23 protein-coding genes are annotated in these 22,676 nt (G+C 67.5%); 8 read left to right on the top strand and 15 right to left on the bottom strand.

Features of this window, described 5'->3' with window-relative positions; all coding sequences use genetic code 11:
• Window positions 1-21: 21 nt before the first annotated feature.
• The 3 genes from ACLQ3J_RS08115 to ACLQ3J_RS08105 all read right to left on the bottom strand — a co-directional run bounded on the left by ACLQ3J_RS08115 (window position 22) and on the right by ACLQ3J_RS08105 (window position 1,776).
• Window positions 22-492 carry a VOC family protein gene (locus ACLQ3J_RS08115; protein ID WP_425902793.1) on the bottom strand — a complete coding sequence of 157 codons (471 nt, stop codon included), beginning with the start codon at window positions 490-492 and terminating at the stop codon, window positions 22-24.
• 63 nt (window positions 493-555) lie between these two features.
• Window positions 556-1,041, bottom strand: coding sequence for a nuclear transport factor 2 family protein (locus ACLQ3J_RS08110; RefSeq protein WP_296551006.1), 486 nt, complete (start codon window positions 1,039-1,041; stop codon window positions 556-558).
• 129 nt (window positions 1,042-1,170) lie between these two features.
• Window positions 1,171-1,776: a TetR/AcrR family transcriptional regulator gene (locus ACLQ3J_RS08105; protein WP_169621492.1), complete on the bottom strand. Its 606-nt coding sequence runs from the start codon at window positions 1,774-1,776 to the stop codon at window positions 1,171-1,173.
• Between the two features lie 97 nt (window positions 1,777-1,873).
• Here ACLQ3J_RS08105 and ACLQ3J_RS08100 point away from each other — a divergent pair, with 97 nt between their 5' ends.
• Genes ACLQ3J_RS08100 through ACLQ3J_RS08090 form a run of 3 tightly spaced genes read left to right on the top strand, consistent with a single transcriptional unit; the run spans window position 1,874 to window position 5,345 of the window.
• Window positions 1,874-3,397, top strand: coding sequence for an acetyl-CoA acetyltransferase (locus ACLQ3J_RS08100; RefSeq protein ID WP_425902792.1), 1,524 nt, complete (start codon window positions 1,874-1,876; stop codon window positions 3,395-3,397).
• A complete protein-coding gene (locus ACLQ3J_RS08095; protein ID WP_425902791.1) occupies window positions 3,394-4,188 on the top strand; it encodes an enoyl-CoA hydratase-related protein in 795 nt (264 codons plus the stop codon). Before ACLQ3J_RS08100 ends, ACLQ3J_RS08095 begins: the two co-directional genes overlap by 4 nt.
• 2 nt (window positions 4,189-4,190) lie before the next feature.
• Window positions 4,191-5,345, top strand: a complete 1,155-nt coding sequence (locus ACLQ3J_RS08090; protein WP_425903148.1) for an acyl-CoA dehydrogenase family protein — start codon at window positions 4,191-4,193, stop codon at window positions 5,343-5,345.
• A 61-nt stretch (window positions 5,346-5,406) separates the two neighbouring features.
• Here ACLQ3J_RS08090 and ACLQ3J_RS08085 read toward each other — a convergent pair whose 3' ends face one another.
• From ACLQ3J_RS08085 to mgtE, 4 genes are all read right to left on the bottom strand, one after another.
• A complete protein-coding gene (locus ACLQ3J_RS08085; protein WP_425902790.1) occupies window positions 5,407-5,871 on the bottom strand; it encodes a DUF6069 family protein in 465 nt (154 codons plus the stop codon).
• 98 nt (window positions 5,872-5,969) lie between these two features.
• Window positions 5,970-7,766: an ABC-F family ATP-binding cassette domain-containing protein gene (locus ACLQ3J_RS08080; protein ID WP_296551004.1), complete on the bottom strand. Its 1,797-nt coding sequence runs from the start codon at window positions 7,764-7,766 to the stop codon at window positions 5,970-5,972.
• Between the two features lie 29 nt (window positions 7,767-7,795).
• Complete coding sequence (locus tag ACLQ3J_RS08075; protein WP_296551003.1) at window positions 7,796-8,731, bottom strand: 4-(cytidine 5'-diphospho)-2-C-methyl-D-erythritol kinase; 936 nt, start codon at window positions 8,729-8,731, stop codon at window positions 7,796-7,798.
• 66 nt (window positions 8,732-8,797) lie between these two features.
• Window positions 8,798-10,156, bottom strand: coding sequence for a magnesium transporter (mgtE, locus tag ACLQ3J_RS08070; protein ID WP_169621485.1), 1,359 nt, complete (start codon window positions 10,154-10,156; stop codon window positions 8,798-8,800).
• 81 nt (window positions 10,157-10,237) lie between these two features.
• Here mgtE and ACLQ3J_RS08065 point away from each other — a divergent pair, with 81 nt between their 5' ends.
• Complete coding sequence (locus ACLQ3J_RS08065; protein ID WP_169621484.1) at window positions 10,238-11,239, top strand: helix-turn-helix transcriptional regulator; 1,002 nt, start codon at window positions 10,238-10,240, stop codon at window positions 11,237-11,239.
• A gap of 59 nt (window positions 11,240-11,298) precedes the next feature.
• On the opposite strand, the gene ACLQ3J_RS08060 is transcribed toward ACLQ3J_RS08065, so the two are convergent.
• The 8 genes from ACLQ3J_RS08060 to ACLQ3J_RS08025 all read right to left on the bottom strand — a co-directional run bounded on the left by ACLQ3J_RS08060 (window position 11,299) and on the right by ACLQ3J_RS08025 (window position 17,776).
• Window positions 11,299-11,505 carry a cold-shock protein gene (locus tag ACLQ3J_RS08060; protein WP_169621483.1) on the bottom strand — a complete coding sequence of 69 codons (207 nt, stop codon included), beginning with the start codon at window positions 11,503-11,505 and terminating at the stop codon, window positions 11,299-11,301.
• Between the two features lie 366 nt (window positions 11,506-11,871).
• Complete coding sequence (locus tag ACLQ3J_RS08055; protein ID WP_169621483.1) at window positions 11,872-12,078, bottom strand: cold-shock protein; 207 nt, start codon at window positions 12,076-12,078, stop codon at window positions 11,872-11,874.
• 366 nt (window positions 12,079-12,444) lie between these two features.
• A complete protein-coding gene (locus tag ACLQ3J_RS08050) occupies window positions 12,445-12,651 on the bottom strand; it encodes a cold-shock protein (protein WP_072699748.1) in 207 nt (68 codons plus the stop codon).
• Window positions 12,652-12,884: 233 nt separating this feature from the next.
• Window positions 12,885-13,781: a 16S rRNA (adenine(1518)-N(6)/adenine(1519)-N(6))-dimethyltransferase RsmA gene (gene rsmA / locus ACLQ3J_RS08045; protein ID WP_169652537.1), complete on the bottom strand. Its 897-nt coding sequence runs from the start codon at window positions 13,779-13,781 to the stop codon at window positions 12,885-12,887.
• Between the two features lie 59 nt (window positions 13,782-13,840).
• Complete coding sequence (locus tag ACLQ3J_RS08040; protein WP_169652538.1) at window positions 13,841-14,986, bottom strand: resuscitation-promoting factor; 1,146 nt, start codon at window positions 14,984-14,986, stop codon at window positions 13,841-13,843.
• A 315-nt stretch (window positions 14,987-15,301) separates the two neighbouring features.
• Window positions 15,302-15,730 carry a DoxX family protein gene (locus ACLQ3J_RS08035; RefSeq protein WP_169621480.1) on the bottom strand — a complete coding sequence of 143 codons (429 nt, stop codon included), beginning with the start codon at window positions 15,728-15,730 and terminating at the stop codon, window positions 15,302-15,304.
• 113 nt (window positions 15,731-15,843) lie between these two features.
• On the bottom strand, window positions 15,844-16,902 hold the full coding sequence (locus ACLQ3J_RS08030; protein ID WP_425902787.1) for a maleylacetate reductase: 1,059 nt from the start codon (window positions 16,900-16,902) through the stop codon (window positions 15,844-15,846).
• 43 nt (window positions 16,903-16,945) lie between these two features.
• The gene (locus ACLQ3J_RS08025) at window positions 16,946-17,776 is read right to left on the bottom strand and encodes a TatD family hydrolase (RefSeq protein ID WP_378528823.1); all 831 of its coding nucleotides are present in this window, start codon (window positions 17,774-17,776) and stop codon (window positions 16,946-16,948) included.
• 21 nt (window positions 17,777-17,797) lie between these two features.
• On the opposite strand from ACLQ3J_RS08025, the gene metG reads away from it, so the two are divergent.
• The 4 genes from metG to ACLQ3J_RS08005 all read left to right on the top strand — a co-directional run bounded on the left by metG (window position 17,798) and on the right by ACLQ3J_RS08005 (window position 22,670).
• Window positions 17,798-19,354 (top strand): methionine--tRNA ligase, encoded by a 1,557-nt coding sequence (gene metG / locus ACLQ3J_RS08020; protein ID WP_169621477.1) that lies wholly within the window; start codon window positions 17,798-17,800, stop codon window positions 19,352-19,354.
• A 64-nt stretch (window positions 19,355-19,418) separates the two neighbouring features.
• The gene (locus tag ACLQ3J_RS08015) at window positions 19,419-20,561 is read left to right on the top strand and encodes a DUF2786 domain-containing protein (protein ID WP_378528824.1); all 1,143 of its coding nucleotides are present in this window, start codon (window positions 19,419-19,421) and stop codon (window positions 20,559-20,561) included.
• A 76-nt stretch (window positions 20,562-20,637) separates the two neighbouring features.
• Entirely contained in the window at window positions 20,638-21,792 is a 1,155-nt protein-coding gene (locus ACLQ3J_RS08010; protein WP_296551000.1) for an NAD(P)/FAD-dependent oxidoreductase, read from the top strand.
• On the top strand, window positions 21,789-22,670 hold the full coding sequence (locus ACLQ3J_RS08005) for an RNA polymerase sigma-70 factor (RefSeq protein WP_296550999.1): 882 nt from the start codon (window positions 21,789-21,791) through the stop codon (window positions 22,668-22,670). The genes ACLQ3J_RS08010 and ACLQ3J_RS08005 overlap by 4 nt, the downstream gene beginning before the upstream one ends.
• Window positions 22,671-22,676 lie beyond the last annotated feature (6 nt).

Genomic DNA, 22,676 nt, shown 5'->3' with positions numbered 1-22,676 from the left:
CCGAGTCACGGGGCGACGAGGTCAGTCCTCTCCCGTCGCCGCGTCGCCGGTGAGCGGACCCACCAGCATCCACCGGTGACCGAACGGGTCGAGCAGGGTCGCGTTGCGATGACCGTGGCTTTCGTTGATCCAGCGTTCCACCGACCCTCCGGCGGTGCGGGCGCGGGCGAGAACGGCGTCCGCGTCGCCGACCGGAAGCATCAAGCTCACCGAGGTGGCGCCGGACTGGGGCGCGGTCAGTCCCATCTCGGGAAACTCCTCGGCGAGGTACACCATCCCCGTCGGAAGGCTCAGTTCGGCGTGACCGATCCGCCCGTCCTCCATCACCACCGGGTCGCCGACGAGCGAGGCGCCGAAAACACCGGTGTACCAGTCGATTGCGTCACGCGCTCGGGAGACGGTGAGGTACGGGAGAGCGCCGGCGGCGGGAAAGTCGTCGTCAGGGTTGGTCGGCATCTCCGGATGATCTCCCTTTTCCGATGTGTTCGTCATGACCCCAGTCTTCGCGCCGGCGGCTCACTCGTCTTGGACGATTGGGAACACTTCCCAGACCGCTCACGAGGCGCGGGGCTGATTTGTCAGCATCGCCCACCGGTTGGTGGTCAGCCGGAAGTTCGGGAGGTCGGACAAGAAAGTCACCGTCTCCCAGTTACGTTCGTAGCCGGTGTGGCAGATGCGCCAGTTCCCGTCGTCGCCCAGGATGTAGCGATCGAAGTAGTGCGCCGACCCCCGCATCATCATTCCGTCTTCGGGCACCATGATGGTGTCGGCCAGAAGCCACACGCCCGTTGCGGTGGTCCCGTCGGGTCCGATTTCGATCTCGGGATGACTGCAGTGATGTTCGGTGACCATGCGGGTGCCGAGCGTGTTCTCGAGGAACCCCAGAAAGGCGTCACGCGACTCGAAACTGAGATGCTCGCCGTACACCGCGGTGGCGTCGGGCATCAGGGTGGCGGACAGTTCGGTCCACGATTTGGTATCCAGCGCTCGCAGGTAGCGGTATTTCAAGCGCTCGATCGCCGCCACCGCCGCCAGATCCATCACGGGCCTCCCGTCACCATGTACCTGCAGGTACCGCTCCAAGGTTAGTCCGGAATTGTTTCGGCGGGCGTGCAATTCGGAGACTCGGAGACCGGCTCGATTGCGGTTCGGTCACAGCGCCGGCCCGGATCACGGCGGAGGACGGAGTCCGCGAACGGTGGTCTCGACGACCAGCTCGGCGTACGCGTCGTCCTCCGCCGGCTCGGGTGTCGTCAGGGCGAACAGCGCGTGACTCAGGACGGCACCGGTCACCAATTCGAGAAGCAGCGTCGCCGACGTGTCCGCCGGCAGGTCGCCGCGCTCGACGGCCCGGTGCACGATGGTGCGCGCCGCGAGCAGACGGCTCTTGTTGAGGGTGTGGGTCAGGCGCGCGAGCAACTCGGGATTGACCCGGGCGTCGAGCGCGACGCGAAGACTGACCAACCCGGGCGTGGTGCGATACCCCTGCAACAGCTGGCGGGCGAGCTCGACGAGATCCGAGCGGAGATCCCCGGTGTCGATGGGCACCGGGAGGGGGCTGCGTGCCTCGAGCGCCTGGACGAGCAAATCGTCCTTGCTCTCCCAGCGGCGGTACAGCGCGGCTCTGCCCACTCGTGCACGCCTGCCCACGGCGTCGAGGGTGAAGCCGCGCCAGCTGGTCTCCGAGTACACCTCGAGTACCGCGTCGAACACCCGGTCCTCGAGGTCGGCGTCGCGGGGGCGTCCGCGCCGGCGCGGGGCTGCTACATCTGTCACCACCCGAGTGTGCCAGACCTGGTCCACATTTACAGACTGAAACAGTCCGTATTAGGCTGTGGACGTCCCTCCCCGACGAAGTACTCGAAGGAACGCCATGACAGACCCCACCCGGGTTCCCGTCGTGATCGGCGTCGGCGACCTGCGCTCCGGCCGCGCCGGTTCGCCCGCCGACCCACGCGAACCGCTCGACCTCATTCATGAGGCCACCGCGTCCGCGTTGACCGACACCGGTGTCGATCGCGACGCTCTCGTCTCGCGCATCGACACCATCCGGGCCATCAAGACGGCAAGCTGGTCCTACGACGATCTGCCCGGCCTTCTCGGCGAGCGACTCGGCGCGCGAGCCGTCCACACGTCGACGACCCCCATCGGCGGGCACTGGCCGGCCGCACTGCTCGACCGCATCGCGCACGACATCGCGCACGGCACGAGCGGCGTCGCGCTGCTCGTCGGCGGCGAAGCCCAGGCCTCGGTGACCAACGCCTTCAAGCAGGGCACGGATCCGGCATCGCTCGGCTGGACGACCGCTCCCGGCGGCCCACCCGCGTTCGATCCCGACGACCTCGGCAGCCCCGCCATGCAGCGGGCCGGAATGATCGCTCCCACCCGGGTCTATCCGCTCTTCGAGAACCGGCTCAGCCACGAATTGGGACACACGCGCGAGCAGTCGATCGACTGGTCCGCCGAGCTGTACGCGGCGTTCTCGGAGATCGCCGGCAACAACCCGGCTGCGTGGAACCCGACCCTGCGAACCGCCGACGACATCCGCACCGCCGGACCCGGCAACCGCATGGTCACCGACCCGTACCCGCTGCTGTGCAACGCGATGCCGTTCGTCGACCAGGCAGCCGCCGTGGTCGTCACGTCGCTCGCGACGGCCCGGGAACTCGGCGTCGCCGACGACCATCTGCTCTATGTGTGGGGTGGCGCCGGAGCCACGGAGACCCCGGACGTCCTCGCCCGGGCAGAACTCGGCCGCTCCGCCGCGCTCGCGGATTCCCTGCGCCGCACCCTCGAGGCCACCGACCTTCGGCCCGGCGACTTCGACATCGTCGACGCGTACAGCTGCTTCCCCGTGGTGCCCAAACTGCTCGTCGAGCACCTGGGTCTCCCGCGCGACACGGTGCCGTCGGTGACCGGTGGCCACTCGTTCTTCGGCGGACCGCTCAACAGCTACACGCTGCACTCGGTGGTCGCGGTCGCGCAGCGGCTCCGCCGAGACGGCGAACTCGCCCTCGTGCACGGCAACGGCGGCTACCTGACGTACCAGCACGTCGTGGTGCTCGGATGCGCGCCACACACCGACGGCTACGTCGGAAATCCGGAGCACGTGCAGATACCGCCGTCCGCACCCGACGCCGCACAGGACTACTCCGGTGAGGTCGAGATCGTGACCGCCACCGCGGAATACGGCCGCGACGGCACGCCGTCCGTCGGATTCCTCGTCGGCACCACGACCGACGGCCGGCGGGTATCGGGACACACCGACGCAGAAGGGGCGCGGCTTCTTTCGGCAGGCGCGGACCTCATCGGCACCGTCGTCCACGTCACCGACCAGGGCGGGCAACTCACCGTGGCCCGCATCGACACCCCTTCCTCCGAGGAGCACCCGCAGTGACCGAACCGATCGTTCTCGTCGAGCAGCGCGACCACACGCTGATCGTCACCATCAACCGCCCCAAGGCCGCGAACAGCATCAACGCCGACGTGCACCGGGCACTCGGAGAAGCATGGGAGCGGGCCGACGACGACCGCACCGTGCGCGCCGTCGTGCTGACCGGTGCGGGTGACGCCGTGTTCTGCGGCGGCGCCGACCTCAAGGCACTCGGCACCGCCGGGCCCGACGGGGTCACCCCGCCCGAGACCGCACACTGGGGATTCGCCGGTGTCGTCAAGCACCACATCGCGAAGCCGGTCATCGCCGCTGTCAACGGCACCGCACTCGGCGGCGGCACCGAACTCGCCCTCGCGAGCGATCTCGTGGTCGCCTCCGACACAGCCGAATTCGGTCTTCCCGAGGTGCACCGCGGGCTCATCGCCGGCGCGGGCGGAGTGTTCCGCATCGGACAGGCGATCCCGCGGGCGATCGCGATGGAACTCGTCCTCACCGGGAAGCCGATGCCGGCCGCCGACGCGCTGCGCTGGGGCCTCGTCAACCGGGTCGTGCCGCAAGCCGACGTGCTGGCCACCGCGTTGGATCTCGCCGCACAGATCGCTGCGGGGGCACCGCTGGCCGTACAGGCGAGCAAGACTGTCGCGCGCGGCATCGTCGACGGCCATGTCTCCGCGGAAGACCATTCGTGGGAACTGACCGAAAAGGCTCTCGCACGGCTCACCACCAGCGCCGACACCCTCGAAGGCGTCATGGCCTTCATGCAGAAGCGTGAACCCGTCTGGAAGGGCGAATGACGATGACCACCACCGAAGCGCTGCGCTGGGACACCGACGAGCAGAAGGCACTGCGGCAACTCGCCGCCGACTTCACCCGCAAGGAGATCCTCCCCCACCTCGACACGTGGGAGCGTGAGGGTTCCATCCCGCGCGAACTCCATCGCAAGGCCGCGGACGCCGGACTGCTCGGGGCCTCCGTCGCCGAAGAGCACGGCGGTTCCGGGGGCAACGCCCTCGACATGCTCACGATCCTCGAGCAGATCATCCTCTCGGGCGGATCGTCGGGCCTGATCTCCGCACTGTTCAGTCACGGCATCGCGACCCCGCACATCATCGCCTCCGGCAACACCGACCTCATCGACCGGTACGCGCGGCCCGCGCTCGAAGGCAGGATGATCGGGTCGCTCGCCATCACCGAGCCCAGCGGTGGCTCCGATGTCGCGAACATCCGCACCACCGCCCGCCGCGACGGCGACGAGTACGTCATCAACGGCGCCAAGCTGTACATCACCTCGGGCACCCGCGCGGACTTCGTCACCACCGCGGTCCGCACCGGCGACGCGGGCGCCGGCGGTATCTCGTTGATCGTGGTTCCCACCGACACACCGGGTTTCACGGTCTCGCGCAAGCTCGACAAGATGGGCTGGCTGTGCTCGGACACCGCCGAACTGTTCTACGACGACGTGCGTGTCCCCGTCTCGAACCTCATCGGTGCGGAGAACTCCGCCTTCGGCCAGATCGCCCAGCAGTTCCAGGGCGAGCGGCTGTCGCTGGCCTTCCAGGCCGTCGCCACCGCGCAGCGTTGCTTCGATCTCACCGTCGACTGGGTCAAGTCCCGCGAGACCATGGGACGGCCACTGTCGAAGCGGCAGGTCGTGCGGCATCGCCTCGCAGAACTCGCAACCGAGATCACTGCGGCACAGACATTCTGCCGCTCGGTCGCGGAACGCTGGGCCAACGGTGAGGGCATGCTGCTCGAAACGTCCATGGCGAAGAACAACGCCGTGAAGGTGTGCGACACCGCCGTAATGGAGGCGGTTCAGCTCGCAGGCGGCATCGGTCTGATGCGCGAGAGCGAGGTCGAACGTCACTTCCGCGACGCTCGCGTACTCGGAATCGGCGGCGGCACAACCGAGATCATGAACGAGATCATCAGCAAGCTGCTGGGCTTGTAACCCCGGCGCATGTGAACCGGGATGCCGACGGCCGAGCACTTCGGCCGTCGGCATCTCGCTGTCAACGCAGGGTCCGGCGATGTCCCGCATCGCCCCGGTGCCGCAGGACCTCGAGTCCCGCCACCGCTGCCGCCGCGACGACCACGTGCATCGTCACCAGTGCGACAGTGCTCGCGGTATCGAAATCGGCCACGATGGTCCCCTGGATCGTGGCGAGGGGCAGCAGTGCCCCCACAACCTGCGCGATCCGCAGGAACCCGCTCCACCACAGACTCAGCAGTGCCGCGAGGGCAAGTCCGACCGCGAGCGGGCCCGCGGTCATGAGCACGACACCACCGGGCGCCGCAGAAGCCACGGTGCCGGCGTCGGTGTGCTCGAACGAACCTCCGGCGGCGAGTCCGACGAGCCACACGACGAGATTGACCACGAGCGCAAGCAGCACGGTCGCCACCACGACGACGAGCCTGCCCGGAACGCGCACAGCGGCGGACACAGAAGACGATCGAGAAGTTTCGGGCGCAGTCATGAATCCTCCTGAAGGGTGCTGTCATTCGACGACACCCATCGTCCGACCTCGAGTCGGCTCGAGGTCAAGACCTCGACCGCACCCGGTGCCGGGGGAGGTCAGCCCACGTCTTCGGCGAGCTCCATCCACTGCTCCTCGGCGGCTTCCTTCTCCGCGACCACCTCACGCAGCTCCGCATCGAGCTTCTGCAGTTTGTCGGGATCGGTAGCGGCCTCGGCCAGCCGGACGTGCAGCTTCGCCTCGCGCTCGTCGAGCTTGGCGATCGCCCGTTCGAGGCGTGAGAGTTCCTTGCGAGCCGCCCGCTCGGCTGCCCCGTCGCGCTTCGCCGGCGTCGCCCCCCCGGTGTCACCCGGCTTGGAGACTGTCGACGCCACGGACACCACGCCCTCGTCGCCCATGGCCGCGCGCCGGCGGAGATATTCCTCGATGCCGCCGGGAAGGTTGGTCAGCTTTCCGTCACCGAAGAGCGCCCACGTCGAATCACAGATGCGCTCGATCAGGAACCGGTCGTGGCTGATGACGACGAGCGTGCCGGCCCAGCCGTCGAGCAGGTCCTCGAGCTGCTGCAGCGTATCGATGTCGAGATCGTTGGTGGGCTCGTCGAGCAGGAGAACGTTGGGCTCGGCCATGAGTACCCGCGTGAGCTGCAGTCGGCGTCGCTCACCTCCGGACAGGTCGCCCACCGGTGTGCGCTGCCGTGCCGGTGTGAAGCCCAGACGCTCCGCGAGCTGGCCGGCCGAGACCTCCTTGTCGCCCAGCATGATCCGCTCGGCCACATCCTTGACCGCGTCGAGTACCCGCATGTCGGTGGGAAGGTCGTCGAGTTCCTGCCGCAGCCAGCCGATTTCGACCGTCTGCCCCTGGATACGCCGGCCCGACGACGGTTCGAGTTCCCCGGCGAGGGTGCGCAGCAGGGTCGTCTTGCCCGACCCGTTGACGCCGACCAGACCGATCCGCTCCCCCGGTCCGAGCCGCCACGTCAGGTCGTGCACGAGTTCGCGGCCGTCCGGGGTCGTCAGGGTCGCGTTCTCGAGTTCGATGACGACGCGGCCCAGCCGACGCTTGGCGAACGAGGCCAGCGCCACCGAGTCGCGCGGCGGCGGCACGTTCGCGATCAGCGCCTCCGCCGACTCGATGCGGTAGCGCGGCTTCGACGTACGGGCCGGTGCCCCGCGACGCAACCACGCCAGTTCCTTGCGTGCGAGGTTCTGGCGCCGTTCCTCCATGGCGTCGGCCTGGCGCGACCGCTCGGCCCGCGCGAAGATCCAGTCGTTGTAGCCACCCTCGTAGGTTTCGACCTTGCCGCCCACCACCTCCCAGGTCCGGGTGGCGACGGTGTCGAGGAACCAGCGATCGTGGGTGACGACGACGAGGGCACTCCGCCGGGAGATCAGATGCTCGGCGAGCCACTGGACACCCTCGACGTCGAGGTGGTTGGTGGGCTCGTCGAGCACGAGCAGATCGAGATCCTGAACGAGCGCGGCCGCGAGCGCGACCCGGCGGCGCTCGCCACCCGACAGCCCGTCCACGACGGCGTCCAGGCCGAGCTTGTCGATGCCGATCCCGGTCAGCACCGACCGGATCCGCGAGTTGCCGGCCCACTCGTGGTCTGCGACGCCGAGCGGTCCGAGAACCACTTCCGCGACCGTCGATCCGGGGGGCAGCACACCGCGCTGCGTCACCACGGCCATGCGGAGGCCGCCCACCCGGCTGACGCGCCCGGAGTCGGGCGCCTCCACGCCGGCGAGGACCTCGAGCATGGTGGTCTTTCCGCCTCCGTTGAGACCGACCACGCCGATGCGCTCGCCCTCCTGCACGCCGAGAGACACCGATTCGAGCAGCGGCTTGACGCCGAAGGACTTCGAGACCTGTTCGAGATTGATCAGATTCGCCACGTGGAGCATTGCCTTCCGGAGTGTTCAGTTCAGTGATGTGCGGTATCGGTGTCGAGCACGACGCGGGCGCCCGGCACCGGGCCGGTTGCGAGGCGCACCGTGCGGCACACGCCCGCCCCCGCCAGTTCGGCGCTCACGGTGACCGCGGCGTGATGGTCGGCGACGAGGAACGCGCACGTGGGACCCGAGCCGGACACCAGGCCGGCAAGAGCACCTGCGTCGACTCCGGCCCGCAGGGTGCGACGGAGTTTGGGGTCGAGCGACAATGCTGCGGCCTGCAGGTCGTTGCCGAGCAACGGTGCGAGTTCGTGCGGGTCGCCGGACGCGAGCGCCGACAGTACGTCGTCGGAGTCCCCGACGCGCGCCGGATCGCCGCCCGCGCGCAGGCTGTCGAGCTCGCGGAAGACCACCGGCGTGGACAGGCCGCCCTTGGCGAGCGCCAGGACCCAGTGGAATGTTCCCCGCGTGAGCACCGGCACGAGCTGTTCGCCGCGCCCGGTGCCGAGTGCGGTGCCGCCGTGCAGGCAGAAGGGCACGTCGCTGCCGAGCTGCGCGGCGAGCCCGTCGAGATCGTCCCGTGACGCGCCGAGCCCCCACAGGGCGTCGAGTGCGACGAGGGTCGCAGCCGCGTCTGCGCTGCCGCCCGCCATCCCGCCGGCGACCGGAATGCCTTTGGCGATGGTGATCGCCACCTCGGGCGCGCGCCCGGCGCGTTCGGCGATCAGCTCTGCGGCGCGCCACGCAAGGTTGGTCGAGTCGGTGGGCACCGCCCCGGCGTCGGCGCCCGAGACGTGCACGCTGAGCCGGTCCGAACCCACCACCGAGACCTCGTCGTACAGCGACAGTGCCTGGAAGACGGTGTGCAGATCGTGGTAGCCGTCCGGGCGCAGATCGCCCACCGCCAAATGCAGGTTGACCTTGGACGGGGCCCGCACGGTGACGGGAGCGGGAACGACGGAAAGCACGAGTACACAGCTTACCCGCGCCACCGCGCGGCCCCTGACCACGCGTGCGGCACCACACCCCGACCCTCAGATGCCGAGGACCACTTTCGCGATCATGAAGTACACGAGCAGGCCCGTGGCGTCGACGAACGTCGTGATGAACGGGTTGGAGAACACCGCGGGATCGGCACGGACCGCGCGCGCCAGCATGGGCATCACACCGCCCACCGACGCGGCCATGGTGCAGATACTGAGCAGGGTCAGCCCGATCACCAGACCCAGCGACGGCTCGTAGAGCACGGTGACCAGGACGAAGCCCACCGTCCCGAGCAGCAAACCGAGCGACAAGCCCACACACAGTTCGCGAACGAATACCTTCCCCAGATCGCGCGGAGTCACGTCGTTGAGGGCGAGCGCCCGCGTCACGGTGGTTGCCGCCTGGTTCCCGGTGTTGCCGCCCGTGCCGATGAGGAGGGGGATGAACAACGCCAGCGCGACCATCTGGCCCAGCGTGGCCTCGAAGACCTCCAGAACCTGCACGGTCAGCGACGCACCGATCGCCAGGACGAGGAGCCACACCACCCGGGAGCGCACGATGTTGAACACCGGAGTGGCCAGATACGGCTGGCGCAGCGGTTCGGTACCGCTGATGCGCGCCTGGTCTTCGCTGTCGGAGTCTTCGAGGATCCGCAGCGCGTCGTCGAACGTGAAGATTCCGACGAGCCGGGTCTCGCTGTCGACCACGGGCAGCGCGAGCCGCTTGAGGTCGGCGCAGCGCCGCGCAGCCTGTTCGCTGTCCTCGGTGGCATAGGCCCAGTCCGGCCGGCCCGCGATATCGGCGATCACGGCGTCGCGCGGCGCCTTGAGAAGGTCGCGCAAGCTCACCACTCCGACCAGGACCCGCGCCCGGTCGGTCACGGGCAGGGTGTAGATGGTCTCCGCGTCGTCCATCCGCTGTTCGAGTTTGTCCAGCGTCTCGGCGACGGTGAGATCGGGATGGGTGACGATGTACTCCGGGCTCATCCGCCGCCCGATGGATCCGCGCGGGTAACCGAGGATCTCGGCGGTGAGATCGCGCTGGTCGGGCGGCAGACCCTGGAGCAGCTTTCCCGCCACTGTCGCGGGCAGTTCGTCGAGCAGGCCCACCCGGTCGTCGGGCTCGAGTTCGGCGAACAGTGCCGCGACGTCGTCGTCCTGGAGCGCACCGACGAGGCTGCCCTGCAGCGCGGGGTCCAGGCCCTCGAAAACCGTCATGGCGCGATCCTTGGAGAGCAGCCGGTACACGATCGCGCGCTGCGTCGGGTCGAGTCGTTCCAGAATCTCCACGACCTGCCCGGTGGTCAGTTCACCGAGCACCGCGGTCAGTGCCGGCAGATCGGTGCGCGAAAGTGCCGTCTCCACCGCTCTGATCGACGACTCGCCACCTGCCACCCGGGACTCACTCACCGTTGCACCCTATCGAAGGAGCACGGATCCGTTTCTTCAACGAGGACAGCTTCGGTCCGCAATACGTGGGATCGTCGAGCCATGCGCGAAACCTCGGCCCGGTTGCTGCGATTGCTGTCGCTCCTGCAGATGCGACGGGAGTGGTCCGGCGCCGAACTCGCCGATCGACTCCGCATCACCACACGAACCGTCCGGCGGGACGTCGAGAAACTGCGGGAACTCGGCTACCCGGTGGATGCGACGGTGGGGGTCGGAGGCGGTTACCGGCTGGGAGCGGGTGCCGAGATGCCGCCACTGCTGCTCGACGACGACGAGGTCGTCGCTGTCGCGCTCGCGTTGCGGTCGGGCGCGTCACATGCGGTCACCGGGATCGGCGACGCCGAAATCCGGGCGCTCGTGAAACTGCGCCAGGTCATGCCGTCGCGTCTGCGGTATCGCCTCGAGGCTCTGCAGGTCGACGTGGTCGACCACGGCCCTGCCGAGTCGGCGGTGGACGCGGGACTGCTGTCGACCGTGGCGTCGGTGTGCCACACCCACGAGAGACTGCGATTCGACTACCGCACGCATGACGGAATCTCGTCGCGGCGCGAGGTCGAACCTCACCGTGTGGTGCGCTCGGGACTGCGGTGGTATCTCGTCGGATGGGATCTCTCGCGGGACGGGTGGCGTTCGTTCCGCGTGGATCGGATGGAACCGAAAACTCCCACCGGTCCCCGTTTCACGCCTCGGGATCTACCACCCGGTGGCGCAACGGGATTCGTCTCCCGAGGGATCGTCAGCGGCACCTCGTCCGTCACAGCACGAGTGCTCATCCACGCGTCGTTCGGAACGGTCGCACCGATGATCGACGAGCGCTGGGGCACCGTCGAACCCGTGGACGACGATCACTGCGCCGTCGGTTTCGACGGAAGCTCGCTGGACTCGATCGCGGAGTGGCTCGCGGCATTCGATCTGGACTTCACCGTGCTCGACCCGCCGGAACTGCGGGAGGCGTGCGGCCGGGTCGCCCGGCATCACGCCGCGCTCGCCGAGCGGTATCTACGCGCGTGCGCCGATACGAGCCGAAACCCGTTGGGCCCATGACAAAAACGGCTGGGCCGGCACCCGAGAACGGGTGCCGGCCCAGCCGGAGAAAGTTGGTGTCAGCCGATAACGGTGACGCCGGTGGCCTGCGGGCCCTTCTGGCCCTGGCCGATCTCGAAGCTCACGCGCTGGTTCTCCTCGAGGCTGCGGAAGCCGCCGCCCTGGATCTCGGAGAAGTGCACGAAGACGTCAGCGGAGCCATCGGCCGGAGCAATGAAGCCGAAGCCCTTTTCGCCGTTGAACCACTTCACGGTACCTTCAGTCATGCTGCATTCCTTAAAGCAGGCAGGACGCGTAAACACTGTCCTGTCTCGTCGGGAGACTGTGTGCCTCCCGGGTCTGTCACTACACGATTGAAACGATTCCGTGGGGTTTCGCATCCGCTCGCAACCAGAAAATGTGCGAGGGGCTAACCGCAAACACACTACCTAACGACCAGATTCCATTAGATCACAGATCGGGGCTACCCGCTATGCATGGTGGGTGGGGTCACATCGCACCGCACATCCCGAGCGGGGTGAAACAGGTTGGCGCCCACAGAAATACAACTGATCCAGAAACACAGGTGATCCGGAAATACAGCTGGGCCGGCACCCGAGAACGGGTGCCGGCCCAGCCGGAGAAAGTTGGTGTCAGCCGATAACGGTGACGCCGGTGGCCTGCGGGCCCTTCTGGCCCTGGCCGATCTCGAAGCTCACGCGCTGGTTCTCCTCGAGGCTGCGGAAGCCGCCGCCCTGGATCTCGGAGAAGTGCACGAAGACGTCAGCGGAGCCATCGGCCGGAGCAATGAAGCCGAAGCCCTTTTCGCCGTTGAACCACTTCACGGTACCTTCAGTCATGCTGTATTCCTTAAAGCAGGCAGGACGCGTAAACACTGTCCTGTCTCGTCGGGAGACTGTGTGCCTCCCGGGTCTGTCACTACACGATTGAAACGATTCCGTGGGGTTTCGCATCCGCTCGCAACCAGAAAATGTGCGAGGGGCTAACCGCAAACACACTACCTAACGACCAGATTCCATTAGATCACAGATCGGGGCCACCCGCTATGCATGGTGGGTGGGGTCACATCGCACCGCACATCCCGAGCGGGGTGAAACAGGTTGGCGCCCACAGAAATACAACTGATCCAGAAACACAGGTGATCCGGAAATACAGCTGGGCCGGCACCCGAGAACGGGTGCCGGCCCAGCCGGAGAAAGTTGGTGTCAGCCGATAACGGTGACGCCGGTGGCCTGCGGGCCCTTCTGGCCCTGGCCGATCTCGAAGCTCACGCGCTGGTTCTCCTCGAGGGTGCGGAAGCCGCCGCCCTGGATCTCGGAGAAGTGCACGAAGACGTCAGCGGAGCCGTCGGCCGGGGCAATGAAGCCGAAGCCCTTTTCGCCGTTGAACCACTTCACGGTACCTTCAGTCATTCTGTATTCCTTAAAGCAGGCAGGACGCGTAAACACTGTCCTGTCTCGTCGGGAGACTGTGTGCCTCCCGGGCCTGTCACTACACGATTGAGACGATTCCGTGGTGGCTAATCGCATCCGCTCGCAACCAGAAATGTGCGAGGGGCTAACCACAAACACAATATCCAACGACCGAGATCAGTAGATCACATACGGGCGGCGCCCCACCAGCATCAGTGAGCTGGATCACATATTTATTCCACGGACGCGAGTCGCACGAACGCGGCGGCGTCGAGCTTCTCCCCCCGGGTGGACGGGTCGATTCCCGCCGTGACCAGGCGACGCTCCGCTTCCGCGGGAGAGCCCGCCCACGTGCTCAGTGCAGCACGTAATGTCTTGCGGCGCTGCGCAAATGCAGCATCGACCACAGAAAACACCTTCTTCCGATGCGCGGTGTCGGTCGGCCACGGCGGCTCGGCGTACCGATCGACGCGAACCAGTCCGGATTCGACCTTCGGCACCGGCCAGAAGACCGCACGCCCCACGGCGCCCGCTCTCCGGACGTCTCCGAAGAACCGCGCCTTCACACTCGGCACCCCGTAGATCCGGCCTCCCGGCTCGGCCGCGAGGCGATCAGCCACTTCGGACTGCACCATCACCAATGCCGTACGGATGGAAGGGAACTCGGAGAACAGGTGTAGAAGAACGGGCACTGCGACGTTGTACGGCAGGTTCGCCACCAACGCGGTCGGCGCCGCCGGCAGATCTCGGGGCAGCACCTTCATCGCGTCCATGTGCACGACGTCGAGCCGGTCCACCAGTTCGGGCGCACGCTCCGCGACCGTGCCCGGGAGGCGCTCGGCGAGCCTCGGATCGAGTTCGACGGCCACCACCCGATCGACGACGTCGAGCAGAGCGAGGGTGAGAGAACCCAGGCCCGGCCCGACCTCGAGCACCACATCGTCGCGGTCGACACCCGCGACGTTCACGATGCGTCGCACCGTGTTGGCGTCATGGACGAAGTTCTGTCCGAGTTGCTTTGTCGGACGCACCCCGAACTCCTCCGCGAGCGTGCGGACCTCTGCGGGTCCGAGCAAGGCGGCGAGGCCGCGGGGAGAAGCCGGGGTGGCGTCTGAAGAATCTGCTGGCACGAGGCGAACCTAGCGCACCTGTAGGCGCGTCATGCGCACCGCGAGGTCATCGGAAGGCCTCACCGCAGGCCGAGCTTGCTGGTGCACGAAGGCCATGCACCCCAGCCCTGACCGGCCTGAACCTTCTCGGCGACCGCGATCTGCTGCTCACGAGTCGCAAGGTCGGCGCGGGGAGCGTACTGGGTTCCGCCGAATGCCGCCCAGGTCTGCTGGGTGAACTGGAGACCGCCGTAGAACCCGTTACCGGTGTTGGCAGCCCAGTTGCCCGTGGCCTCGCACTGTGCGAGCGAATCCCAGGTCGAACCGCGTCCCGATGCGGGAGCGGCGGGCGGAGCCGGAGGCGCGGGCTTCGGCTTCGTGCCCACGCGCACCACGGCGGGTGCGGGCTCGGTCAGGACGTTCGATGCGGTTTCGGTGCGTCCGACCTCCACGCCGTTGACGGTGTGCACGTCGAAGGTGATCTCACGCTCGCCCGGCGTACCGGGGTTGTCGTGGGCGATCTCACCTTCGAACATGCCGGGATCGTCGACCCTGTTTTCGGGCTGACCGATGGGCATGCGCTCGGTGCGGGACTCGACGCGGTCGCGGGTCACCACCACTTCCATGCCTTCGGCAAGCGGGGCGTCGAGCGGGTGATTGACCGAGTCGGCCTGCTCGAGGGACAGGTTCTGGCTCTCGAGGAGATCGCCGACGGTGGGCGCGGCGACCCGGACCTCTGCGGCGGGAGCGCCGTTGTCGGCCAACCGCACATTCTTGGGGCTCACGACCTCGAGATCAGAACCTTCGAGGGGCAGACGATGCGAACGCGATGCCGACACGTAGACGTCGTCGCCCAGCCGGAACTGGTCGAGCGCCTCGTCGACAGTGAGTGCCGTCGTCCACACCGAGCGGCTCTCCCCGTCCACGGTCAGCTGGATCTCCCGGGCCCGACGCAGCACGAGCGTGTCGCCGTCGGAGACCTTCGCATCGACAGCGGGCGCGACGACATCGTGCTCGCCGACGGCGTAACCGGCGTCCTCGAGAATGTCGCCGACGGTGGAGCTCATGGTCCCGAAGGCCCTGGTCTCTCCGTCGATGTCGAGCGTCAAGTCTTTATGCTTGACGACCGCTGTTATCCCACCTGCCACAAGCGTCACAAGCAGTGCGGCGATCACGGCGAATAACACCGGGGATTTCGTAGAGTTGATCTTATTGAGAGGTGACACAACAATTCCAGTCAGAAGACGACGGTGATTACAGCACGGTAACGAACCGATATTGTTATGGCAACCCGATGCCCTCTACCTGCGTTTACTACGAAATTCCCGAGGTTACATTTCGTGATTGGAAGCCGCATATAAACGATGTGCCGACAATGGTGTGAATGTCCGATATGGGAGGCATGTGACGCGTCTTACAGCTTTCCGATATGCCGATGCATTTCACGGAACATTCGACGGCAAAGCCCGCCGAATCTGCGGGAATCGGACAGCAAAAGAGGCTGCGGGTGGTGCACCCGCAGCCTCTCGTCGCCCTCGCGGTTACGCGGCGCGGAGCAGCGGAATCTTCGGCGCGAGGAAGCGGTCCACGCTGAATGCACCCGCCCCGACGACGGCGAGCAGCAGCGCCCCGAGCCCGAGTGCGGTGACGAGTTCGAATCCACCGTCCGCGGCGTACACGCCGTTGTCGACGTGCGCGATGAAGAAGGCACCGGCCATGACGAGGAACAGCAGGACCCCGAACACCGGGACGAGGACGCCGAGGATCAGCGCGAGCCCGCCGAGCACCTCCACCCACGTGGCCACGAACGCGGTGACGGCAGGGATCGGCGCACCCATACCCTCGAAGCCGGCCTTGGTGCCCTCGTATCCCCAGACGTTGAGCTTCTGGAGGCCGTGGACCAAGAAGATGATGCCGATGCCGAGACGGGCGACCAGGATTCCGATGTCGCGAGCGAGCGTGCTGTTCACAGGGGGCCTTTCGATGGGCGGAGCCGACGGCCCCAGCGCTTGACGCGACAAATAGTTGACGCGACAACCAAGCTAACAAAAGATGGTTGTAGGTTCAACTACAAGGAAAAGCCTCACTCCGGTCTGGTGCCCGCGAAGGCCTCTCCCAGCAGACGCCGCACACCCACACGGGTCACCTCACGCGGGTTGGGATAGGGCTTCTCCGTCGCCAGTCGCGCAGCCTCGTCGAGGTCCGCTTCGGCCATACCGAGTTCGGCCAAGGTCGTCGGGCCGCCTGCCGCGGCGATCAGGTCGTACACCCCAGCGGGTGCCGTCGGAGTGACCAGCGCGTCGGCGATCCGTTCCATCACGCGCTGGACCGACACCGCGTTGTACGCCATGACGTGCGGCAGCATCACGGTGTGCACCGCGGCGTGCGGCAGACCGAACGATCCGCCGAGGACGTGACAGATCTTGTGATGCAAGCCCATGCCCACGGAGGCGAGGCAGGTTCCGGCCAGCCACGCGGCGAGCAACAGATCCGACCGGCCCTCGCGGTCCGCGAGATCGGCCCCCAGCGCGGGCAGACCGCGACCGATCGCCGAGATCGACTCGACCGCGAGAGCGTCGACGACAGGGTTCGCATGCTCGGAATACAGTGCCTCCACCGCGTGTGCCAGAGCGTTGATCGCGCTGGTCACGGCCAGGGGAATCGGCATAGTTGCGGTGAAGTCGACGTCGTAGATCACCGTCTCCGGCAGAATCTCCCGAGACGAACGCGTGACCTTCACACCCTCGGACGTCTCGCCCAGTACGGGCGTCACCTCCGAACCGGCATAGGTGGTCGGCAGAATGACCTGGTCCAGCCCGCTACGAAGCGCAAGCGCTTTCGAGAGACCGGTGGTCGAGCCACCGCCCACCGCGACGATCGCATCGACATAGTGCTCGGCCATGCTCACGATCACGCGCTCGGTGACCAGGACGGGCGTATGCATCTCCGCCCCGTCGAAGCGCGCAACCATCAGCGGACCGAGAATCTCTTCCACGAGGGTGGCCTGCGCATCCACATGGGCGCCTCCGAGCAGCAGCACCCGCGTGCCGCCGAGTCGCCGAACCTCGTCTGCGACACCCGCTGCGCTCCCCGCCCCGAAGATCACCCGAGAGGGGTGGGAGGTGTGGACGAAGGCGCGCATGAACCCTACGGTCTCACGCGGCGGCTGCCCACGTGAGTGTCGTTCACGAAAGTCGGTATACCCGTTCGGCGTTCGCTGTGGTCGCGTGTGCGAGTTCTTCGGCGCTCTCGCCCCGCACCTCCGCGAGCGCCCGCACCGTGTACGGCAGGCAGTACGACTCGTTGGGCGCACCACGGAAGGGGTGCGGTGTCAGGAACGGCGCATCGGTCTCGACCAGCACGAGGTCGCCGGGCACGAGCGGTGCGGCCTCCCGCAGGGCCTTCGCGTTCTTGAAACTCACGGTGCCCGAGAAACTGAGCACGTACCCGGCGTCGACGCACTTGCGTGCCATGTCCGCGTCCGAGGAGAAGCAGTGGAAGATCACCGTCTCCGGTGCGCCCTCGGCGTGGAGCACACGCAGCAGGTCCGCGTCGGCCTCACGGTTGTGGATCATCAACGGCTTGCCCAGGCGCTTCGCAAGATCGATGTGCCAGCGGAACGCGTCTTCCTGTTCCGCGGGTTCGGCGCAGCCGTCGAGCTTGCCCGGCCAGTACAGATCCAGGCCCGTCTCCCCCACCGCGACACACCGCGGATCGGCGGCGAGCGTCTCGATGTCGGCGCGCATCGCGTCGTCGAGGCTGTTGGCACGGGTCGGATGGATCGCCACCGCGGCGAACACGCGCTCGTCCCAATGGGCGGCCTCGACCGCGAACTTCGCGGCCTCGAGATCGTCGGCGACGGTGACCACCCGCCCGACTCCCACCGCGGCGGCCCGATCCAGGATGGCGGCGGTGGTCGCGGCGTCGTGCGCTCCGCACGCATCGAGATGCGTGTGGGCGTCCACGAGAGGCGCGAGCGGCTGCGGGGGTTCGGGGGCGGGACGGGCTTTGCTCACGCCCTATAAACTAGCGCCACCATGACTGCGCCTGATTCCTCCCGCCCGCCGTTCTATGTCACCACCGCGATCGCGTATCCGAACGGCGTCCCGCACATCGGGCACGCCTACGAGTACATCTCCACGGATGCGATCGCCCGGTTCAAGCGTCTCGACGGCTTCGACGTCCGCTTCCTCACCGGTACCGACGAGCACGGCCTGAAGATGCAGCAGACGGCGGCGAAAGAAGGAATCTCCGTCACCGACCTCGCGTCGCGCAACTCCGACGTCTTCGAGGCGATGGACAAGGCCCTGAAGATCTCGTACGACAGGTTCATCCGTACGACGGACCAGGACCACCTCGAGGCGAGCGCGGCGATCTGGCAGCGGATGGTCGATGCGGGCGACATCTATCTCGACACCTATGCGGGCTGGTACTCCGTCCGCGACGAGGCCTTCTACACCGACGCCGAGACGACGTTGCTCGAAGACGGGTCGCGCATCTCCACCGATACCGGCACGCCCGTCGAATGGACCGAGGAGTCCACGTACTTCTTCCGCTTGTCGGCGTATCAGGACCGGCTGCAGAAGCTGTACGAGGAACAGCCCGAGTTCATCGCCCCCGCGACCCGGCGCAACGAGATCGTCAGCTTCGTCGCCGGCGGGCTCAAGGATCTGTCGATCTCGCGCACCACGTTCGACTGGGGCGTTCCCGTCCCCGGCAATCCCGAGCACGTGATGTACGTGTGGGTCGATGCCCTCACCAACTACCTCACCGGTGCCGGGTTCCCCGACACCGAATCCGAGTCCTACCGGCGCTACTGGCCCGCCGACCTGCACATCATCGGCAAGGACATCACGCGGTTCCACACCGTCTACTGGCCCGCATTCCTGATGTCCGCGGGCCTCGAACTGCCCAAGCGGGTGTTCGTGCACGGGTTCCTGTTCAACAAGGGCGAGAAGATGTCCAAGTCGGTGGGCAACGTCGTCGATCCCCTCGAGATGGTCGAGCGCTTCGGTCTCGACCAGTTGCGCTTCTTCCTGCTGCGTGAGATCTCGTACGGGCAGGACGGCAGCTACAGCCACGACGCCATCGCGAGCCGCATCAACGCCGACCTCGCCAACGACCTCGGTAACCTCGCGCAGCGCTCGCTCACCATGGTCGCCAAGAACCTCGACGGTCAGGCTCCGACTCCGGGTGCTTTCACCGCGGAAGACGAGGCGATGCTCGCGCAGGCCGACGCACTGCTCGACGAGGTGCGCGCCGAGTTCGACGTGCAGGCACTGCACCTCGGCCTCGAGGCGATCTGGCGAGTGCTCGGCGAAACCAACCGCTACTTCTCCGCGCAGCAGCCGTGGGTGCTCCGCAAGACCGATCCCGAGCGCATGGCGACGGTTCTCTACGTCACGCTCGAGGTCGTGCGTATCGTCGGGATCCTCGTTCAGCCGGTGATGCCCGATTCCGGTGCCAAGATCCTCGATCTGCTCGGCCAGGACCCCGGCGCCCGGCAGTTCGCGGACATCGCCACGCGGCTCGTGCCGGGCACCGCGCTCCCCGCACCGTCCCCGGTGTTCCCGCGCTACGTCGACGAGGACTGAGCCCTCACCAGCAGGTTCGCGACGCCCCACCGGTTCTGTCGGTGGGGTGCGCCACACTCCGCTCATGCGGAGCGATAGAACATACATTCGAACAGACGAGCTGCACGCCGAGGTGCTCCTCGCCGAACTCGGGGATGTCTACGAGCGCGGCTGGCAACCCGCCGACATACTGCACCTGACCGCGAGGTCGGGCGACGACACCGACATCCCGCTCGCCGCGCTCACCGTGCTCTTCGATGCGCGCCGTAACCGGGCCGCCGAACGCGCTCCCGACGACTGGGTACGGCAAGTGCAGGCCATCGCCGAACGGCACCCGGTGCCCGCCCGGCTCGCCGCGCTCTCGCCCGACCTCTGGACGGGCCTGCGATACGCATGTCCCGAGATCTCCCGCTACCAGGTCGACGGGCTGGCCTTCACCTGGAAGTACCTACCGGCGTTCACCCGGCTCGATGCCCCACCCTCGCAGTGGCCACCCCTGCGCACTCCCGGCGACACCACAGAGGCCGCACCCGATCCACGCGTGCTCGACCGCATCCGCGGTCTGCTGTCGAAAGCGGAATCCACCGACTTCCCCGACGAGGCCGAGGCGCTCACTGCGAAAGCGCAGGAACTCGTGACGCGGTACGCGCTCGGCTCCGCACTGCTCACCGGTACCACTCGTCTCACCGATCCCGTGCGCGGCCGGCGTCTCCACCTCGACGGCCCGTACATCAAAGAGAAGGTGCTGCTGCTCACCGCGATCGGCGACGCCAATCGGGTCCGCACCGTGTGGTTCACCCGCGTGCAGATCGCGACCGTCGTCGGCACCGTGGCAGATCTTGCACAGGTCGAACTTCTCTTCACCTCACTCCTCGTACAGGCGACCCGCGCTCTCGGTGCCGCCGGAACCGCCGGCCGGCGCGGCGGGTCGGCAACGGCGTTCCGCCGCGCGTTCCTCACCGGCTACGCGAAGCGGGTCGGCGAGAGGCTGCGCGAGGCCGACGCTCGGGCCACGGCGGGTGCCGCCGCCGACGCGCACGTTCCGGTGACCTCCCTCGCGCCGATCCTGGCGCGCCGCTCGGAAGCGGTGGACACCGAGTTCCGGCGTCTCTTCCCCACTACCCGGGCGTCCCGAAGCCGCGGGATCGACGCCGACGGTTTCCACGCGGGGCGCGACGCGGCCGAGTCCGCGTCTCTCGAGGCCTGGCAGCACCGCATCGGGCGGTGACCCGTCGGATGTCACACACCGCGCTCCACCGGTGTCCCATCGGTGACACATCCGAACCGAGTGAAGGGCGATCGAGATGACAACGCAATTCGACGTGGTGGTGGTCGGCGCGGGGTACGCGGGCGTCACAGCAGCAAATCGGCTGGCACGCCACCCCGAAGTCGCGGTGACCGTGGTGAATCCGCGGGCGGTGTTCGTCGAACGAACCCGACTGCACCAGGTGGCCGCCGGTTCGGGGTCTGCCACCCACAACCTCGCCGACCTGCTGCATCCACGCGCCTCGCTGCGAGTGGCTACGGCGGAACGGATCGAGCCCGACGCGGTAACGCTCACCGACGGCACGGCACTGCGGTGCGACGCCGTCGTGTACGCCGTCGGAAGCGGCCCGGCAACGAGCGCCGTGCCCGGGATGGAAAGAGCGTTCTCCGTCTCCGACCTCGAATCTGCGACAGCGCTGCACACCGCGCTCGCCGAACTTCCCGCCCACGCGCCGGTTGTGGTCGTGGGTGGGGGCTTCACCGGCATCGAAGTCGCCGCCGAACTCGCGTCCGAACATCCCGGGGCCGACTACAGCCTCGTCGGTGACCCGGGCGCGGGCTTTCCGGACGGCACCCGGCAGTACGTGAACCGCACATTGGACAGCTTCGGTATCGACGTGCGGCCGCGCGTGCATGCGACGCGCCTGACCGAGGACGCGGTACTCCTCGACGACGGCACCGCGATCCCCGCTGCGCTCGTCGTCTGGGCCGGCGGATTCTCGGTTCCCGACCTCGCCCGTCGCAGCGGGCTGCCGGTGGACGCCTCCGGCAGGCTGCGCGTCGACGCCGGCCTGCAGTCGGCGGACGGCACCGCCGTGGTGGGTGTCGGCGACGCAGTGACCGTCGCGGGCCGGGACCATATCCGGATGAGCTGCCAGGCCGCGATGCCGCTCGGCGCGCACGGTGCCGACACCGTTTGGGAGATCCTGCAAGGCCGTTCACCCTCGACGCTGTCGCTGAGGTTCGTCGCCCAATGTCTCTCGCTCGGACGCGGCCGCGGCGCGGTGCAGTTCACCGCACGTGACGACAGCCCCTCCGCGTTCTCGCTGCGTGGCCGGGTCGTCGCACCGGTGAAGGAATCGATATTGCGTGGGACGATCCTGTCGATGCGACGACAGGCTCGGGGCCGCGACCTCCGATCGGCGGAAGGTCAGGGCGGCGGCCTCATTCGACCCGCGAGGAGTGCGCAGTGACGGCCGAGGACGTCTTCACCGAACACCGGGGGCTGTTGTTCTCGATCGCGTACGAGATCACCGGGAGCGTCGCCGACAGTGAAGACGTCCTCCAGGACAGTTTCATGCGCTGGGCCGGCACCGATCGGGCCGCGGTCGACAACCCGCGTGCATACGCGGCGCAGATCGTGACCCGTCAGGCGCTCAACAGTCTGCGCTCGGCGCGGCGTCGCCGCGAGGAATACGTGGGCCCGTGGCTTCCCGAGCCTGTGCTCACGGGGCCGGATGCCTCCGGGGCGATCGAACTCGCCGAGTCGGTGTCGCTGGCGATGCTGCTGGTCCTGGAAACGTTGAGTCCGCTCGAACGTGCAGTGTTCGTGATGCGTGAGGTGTTCGGATTCGACCACGCCCGGATCGCCGAGACCGTCGACCGCCGCGAGGACACCGTGCGGCAGATTGCCCACCGAGCGCGCGAACACGTCCGTGCGCGCCGCCGTCGGTTCACCCCCGCGGGCGAGGAGGCGAACCGGGTGGTCGTCGAATTCCTGGCCGCCGCCACCACCGGCAACGTCGACACCCTGTTGCAACTGCTGGCACCCGACGTCGTGTACATCGCGGACGGAGGAGGCAAGGCCACCGCAGCCAGGGTTCCGGTGATCGGCGCGGCCCGAGTGGCGCGGCTGTTCGGCGGGCTCGTGCGGCACCCGCTGCCGGACATGAGAATCGAGGCCGTCCCGGTCGGCAGCATGCCGGGACTGCTCGTGTACTCAGGTGAAAAACTCGATCTCGTCCTCCAGTTCGAGATCGACAACGACCTGATCACGGGCGTGTACGTGGTACGCAACCCCGACAAGCTCGCGCATCTCGGGGCTCACCCGGGGGCTGCCGGGGCGATCTGACAAGCT

The organism is Rhodococcus sp. DT1 (genome assembly GCF_049844875.1).
Lineage (GTDB): Bacteria > Actinomycetota > Actinomycetes > Mycobacteriales > Mycobacteriaceae > Rhodococcus.
The sequence above is the reverse complement of the archived record's forward strand: the minus strand, read 5'-3'. Positions and strand labels throughout refer to the sequence as shown.

What these genes read in the sequence shown, in the direction of transcription:
- ACLQ3J_RS08085 (WP_425902790.1), bottom strand. Translation starts at nt 5,871, where the DNA reads ATGACTGCGCCCGAAACTTCTCGATCGTCTTCTGTGTCCGCCGCTGTG.
- metG (WP_169621477.1), top strand. Translation starts at nt 17,798, where the DNA reads ATGACTGCGCCTGATTCCTCCCGCCCGCCGTTCTATGTCACCACCGCG.
- ACLQ3J_RS08050 (WP_072699748.1), bottom strand. Translation starts at nt 12,651, where the DNA reads ATGACTGAAGGTACCGTGAAGTGGTTCAACGGCGAAAAGGGCTTCGGC.
- ACLQ3J_RS08060 (WP_169621483.1), bottom strand. Translation starts at nt 11,505, where the DNA reads ATGACTGAAGGTACCGTGAAGTGGTTCAACGGCGAAAAGGGCTTCGGC.
- ACLQ3J_RS08090 (WP_425903148.1), top strand. Translation starts at nt 4,191, where the DNA reads ATGACCACCACCGAAGCGCTGCGCTGGGACACCGACGAGCAGAAGGCA.
- ACLQ3J_RS08115 (WP_425902793.1), bottom strand. Translation starts at nt 492, where the DNA reads ATGACGAACACATCGGAAAAGGGAGATCATCCGGAGATGCCGACCAAC.
- ACLQ3J_RS08065 (WP_169621484.1), top strand. Translation starts at nt 10,238, where the DNA reads ATGCGCGAAACCTCGGCCCGGTTGCTGCGATTGCTGTCGCTCCTGCAG.
- ACLQ3J_RS08110 (WP_296551006.1), bottom strand. Translation starts at nt 1,041, where the DNA reads ATGGATCTGGCGGCGGTGGCGGCGATCGAGCGCTTGAAATACCGCTAC.
- ACLQ3J_RS08055 (WP_169621483.1), bottom strand. Translation starts at nt 12,078, where the DNA reads ATGACTGAAGGTACCGTGAAGTGGTTCAACGGCGAAAAGGGCTTCGGC.
- ACLQ3J_RS08010 (WP_296551000.1), top strand. Translation starts at nt 20,638, where the DNA reads ATGACAACGCAATTCGACGTGGTGGTGGTCGGCGCGGGGTACGCGGGC.
- ACLQ3J_RS08015 (WP_378528824.1), top strand. Translation starts at nt 19,419, where the DNA reads ATGCGGAGCGATAGAACATACATTCGAACAGACGAGCTGCACGCCGAG.
- ACLQ3J_RS08030 (WP_425902787.1), bottom strand. Translation starts at nt 16,902, where the DNA reads ATGCGCGCCTTCGTCCACACCTCCCACCCCTCTCGGGTGATCTTCGGG.
- ACLQ3J_RS08100 (WP_425902792.1), top strand. Translation starts at nt 1,874, where the DNA reads ATGACAGACCCCACCCGGGTTCCCGTCGTGATCGGCGTCGGCGACCTG.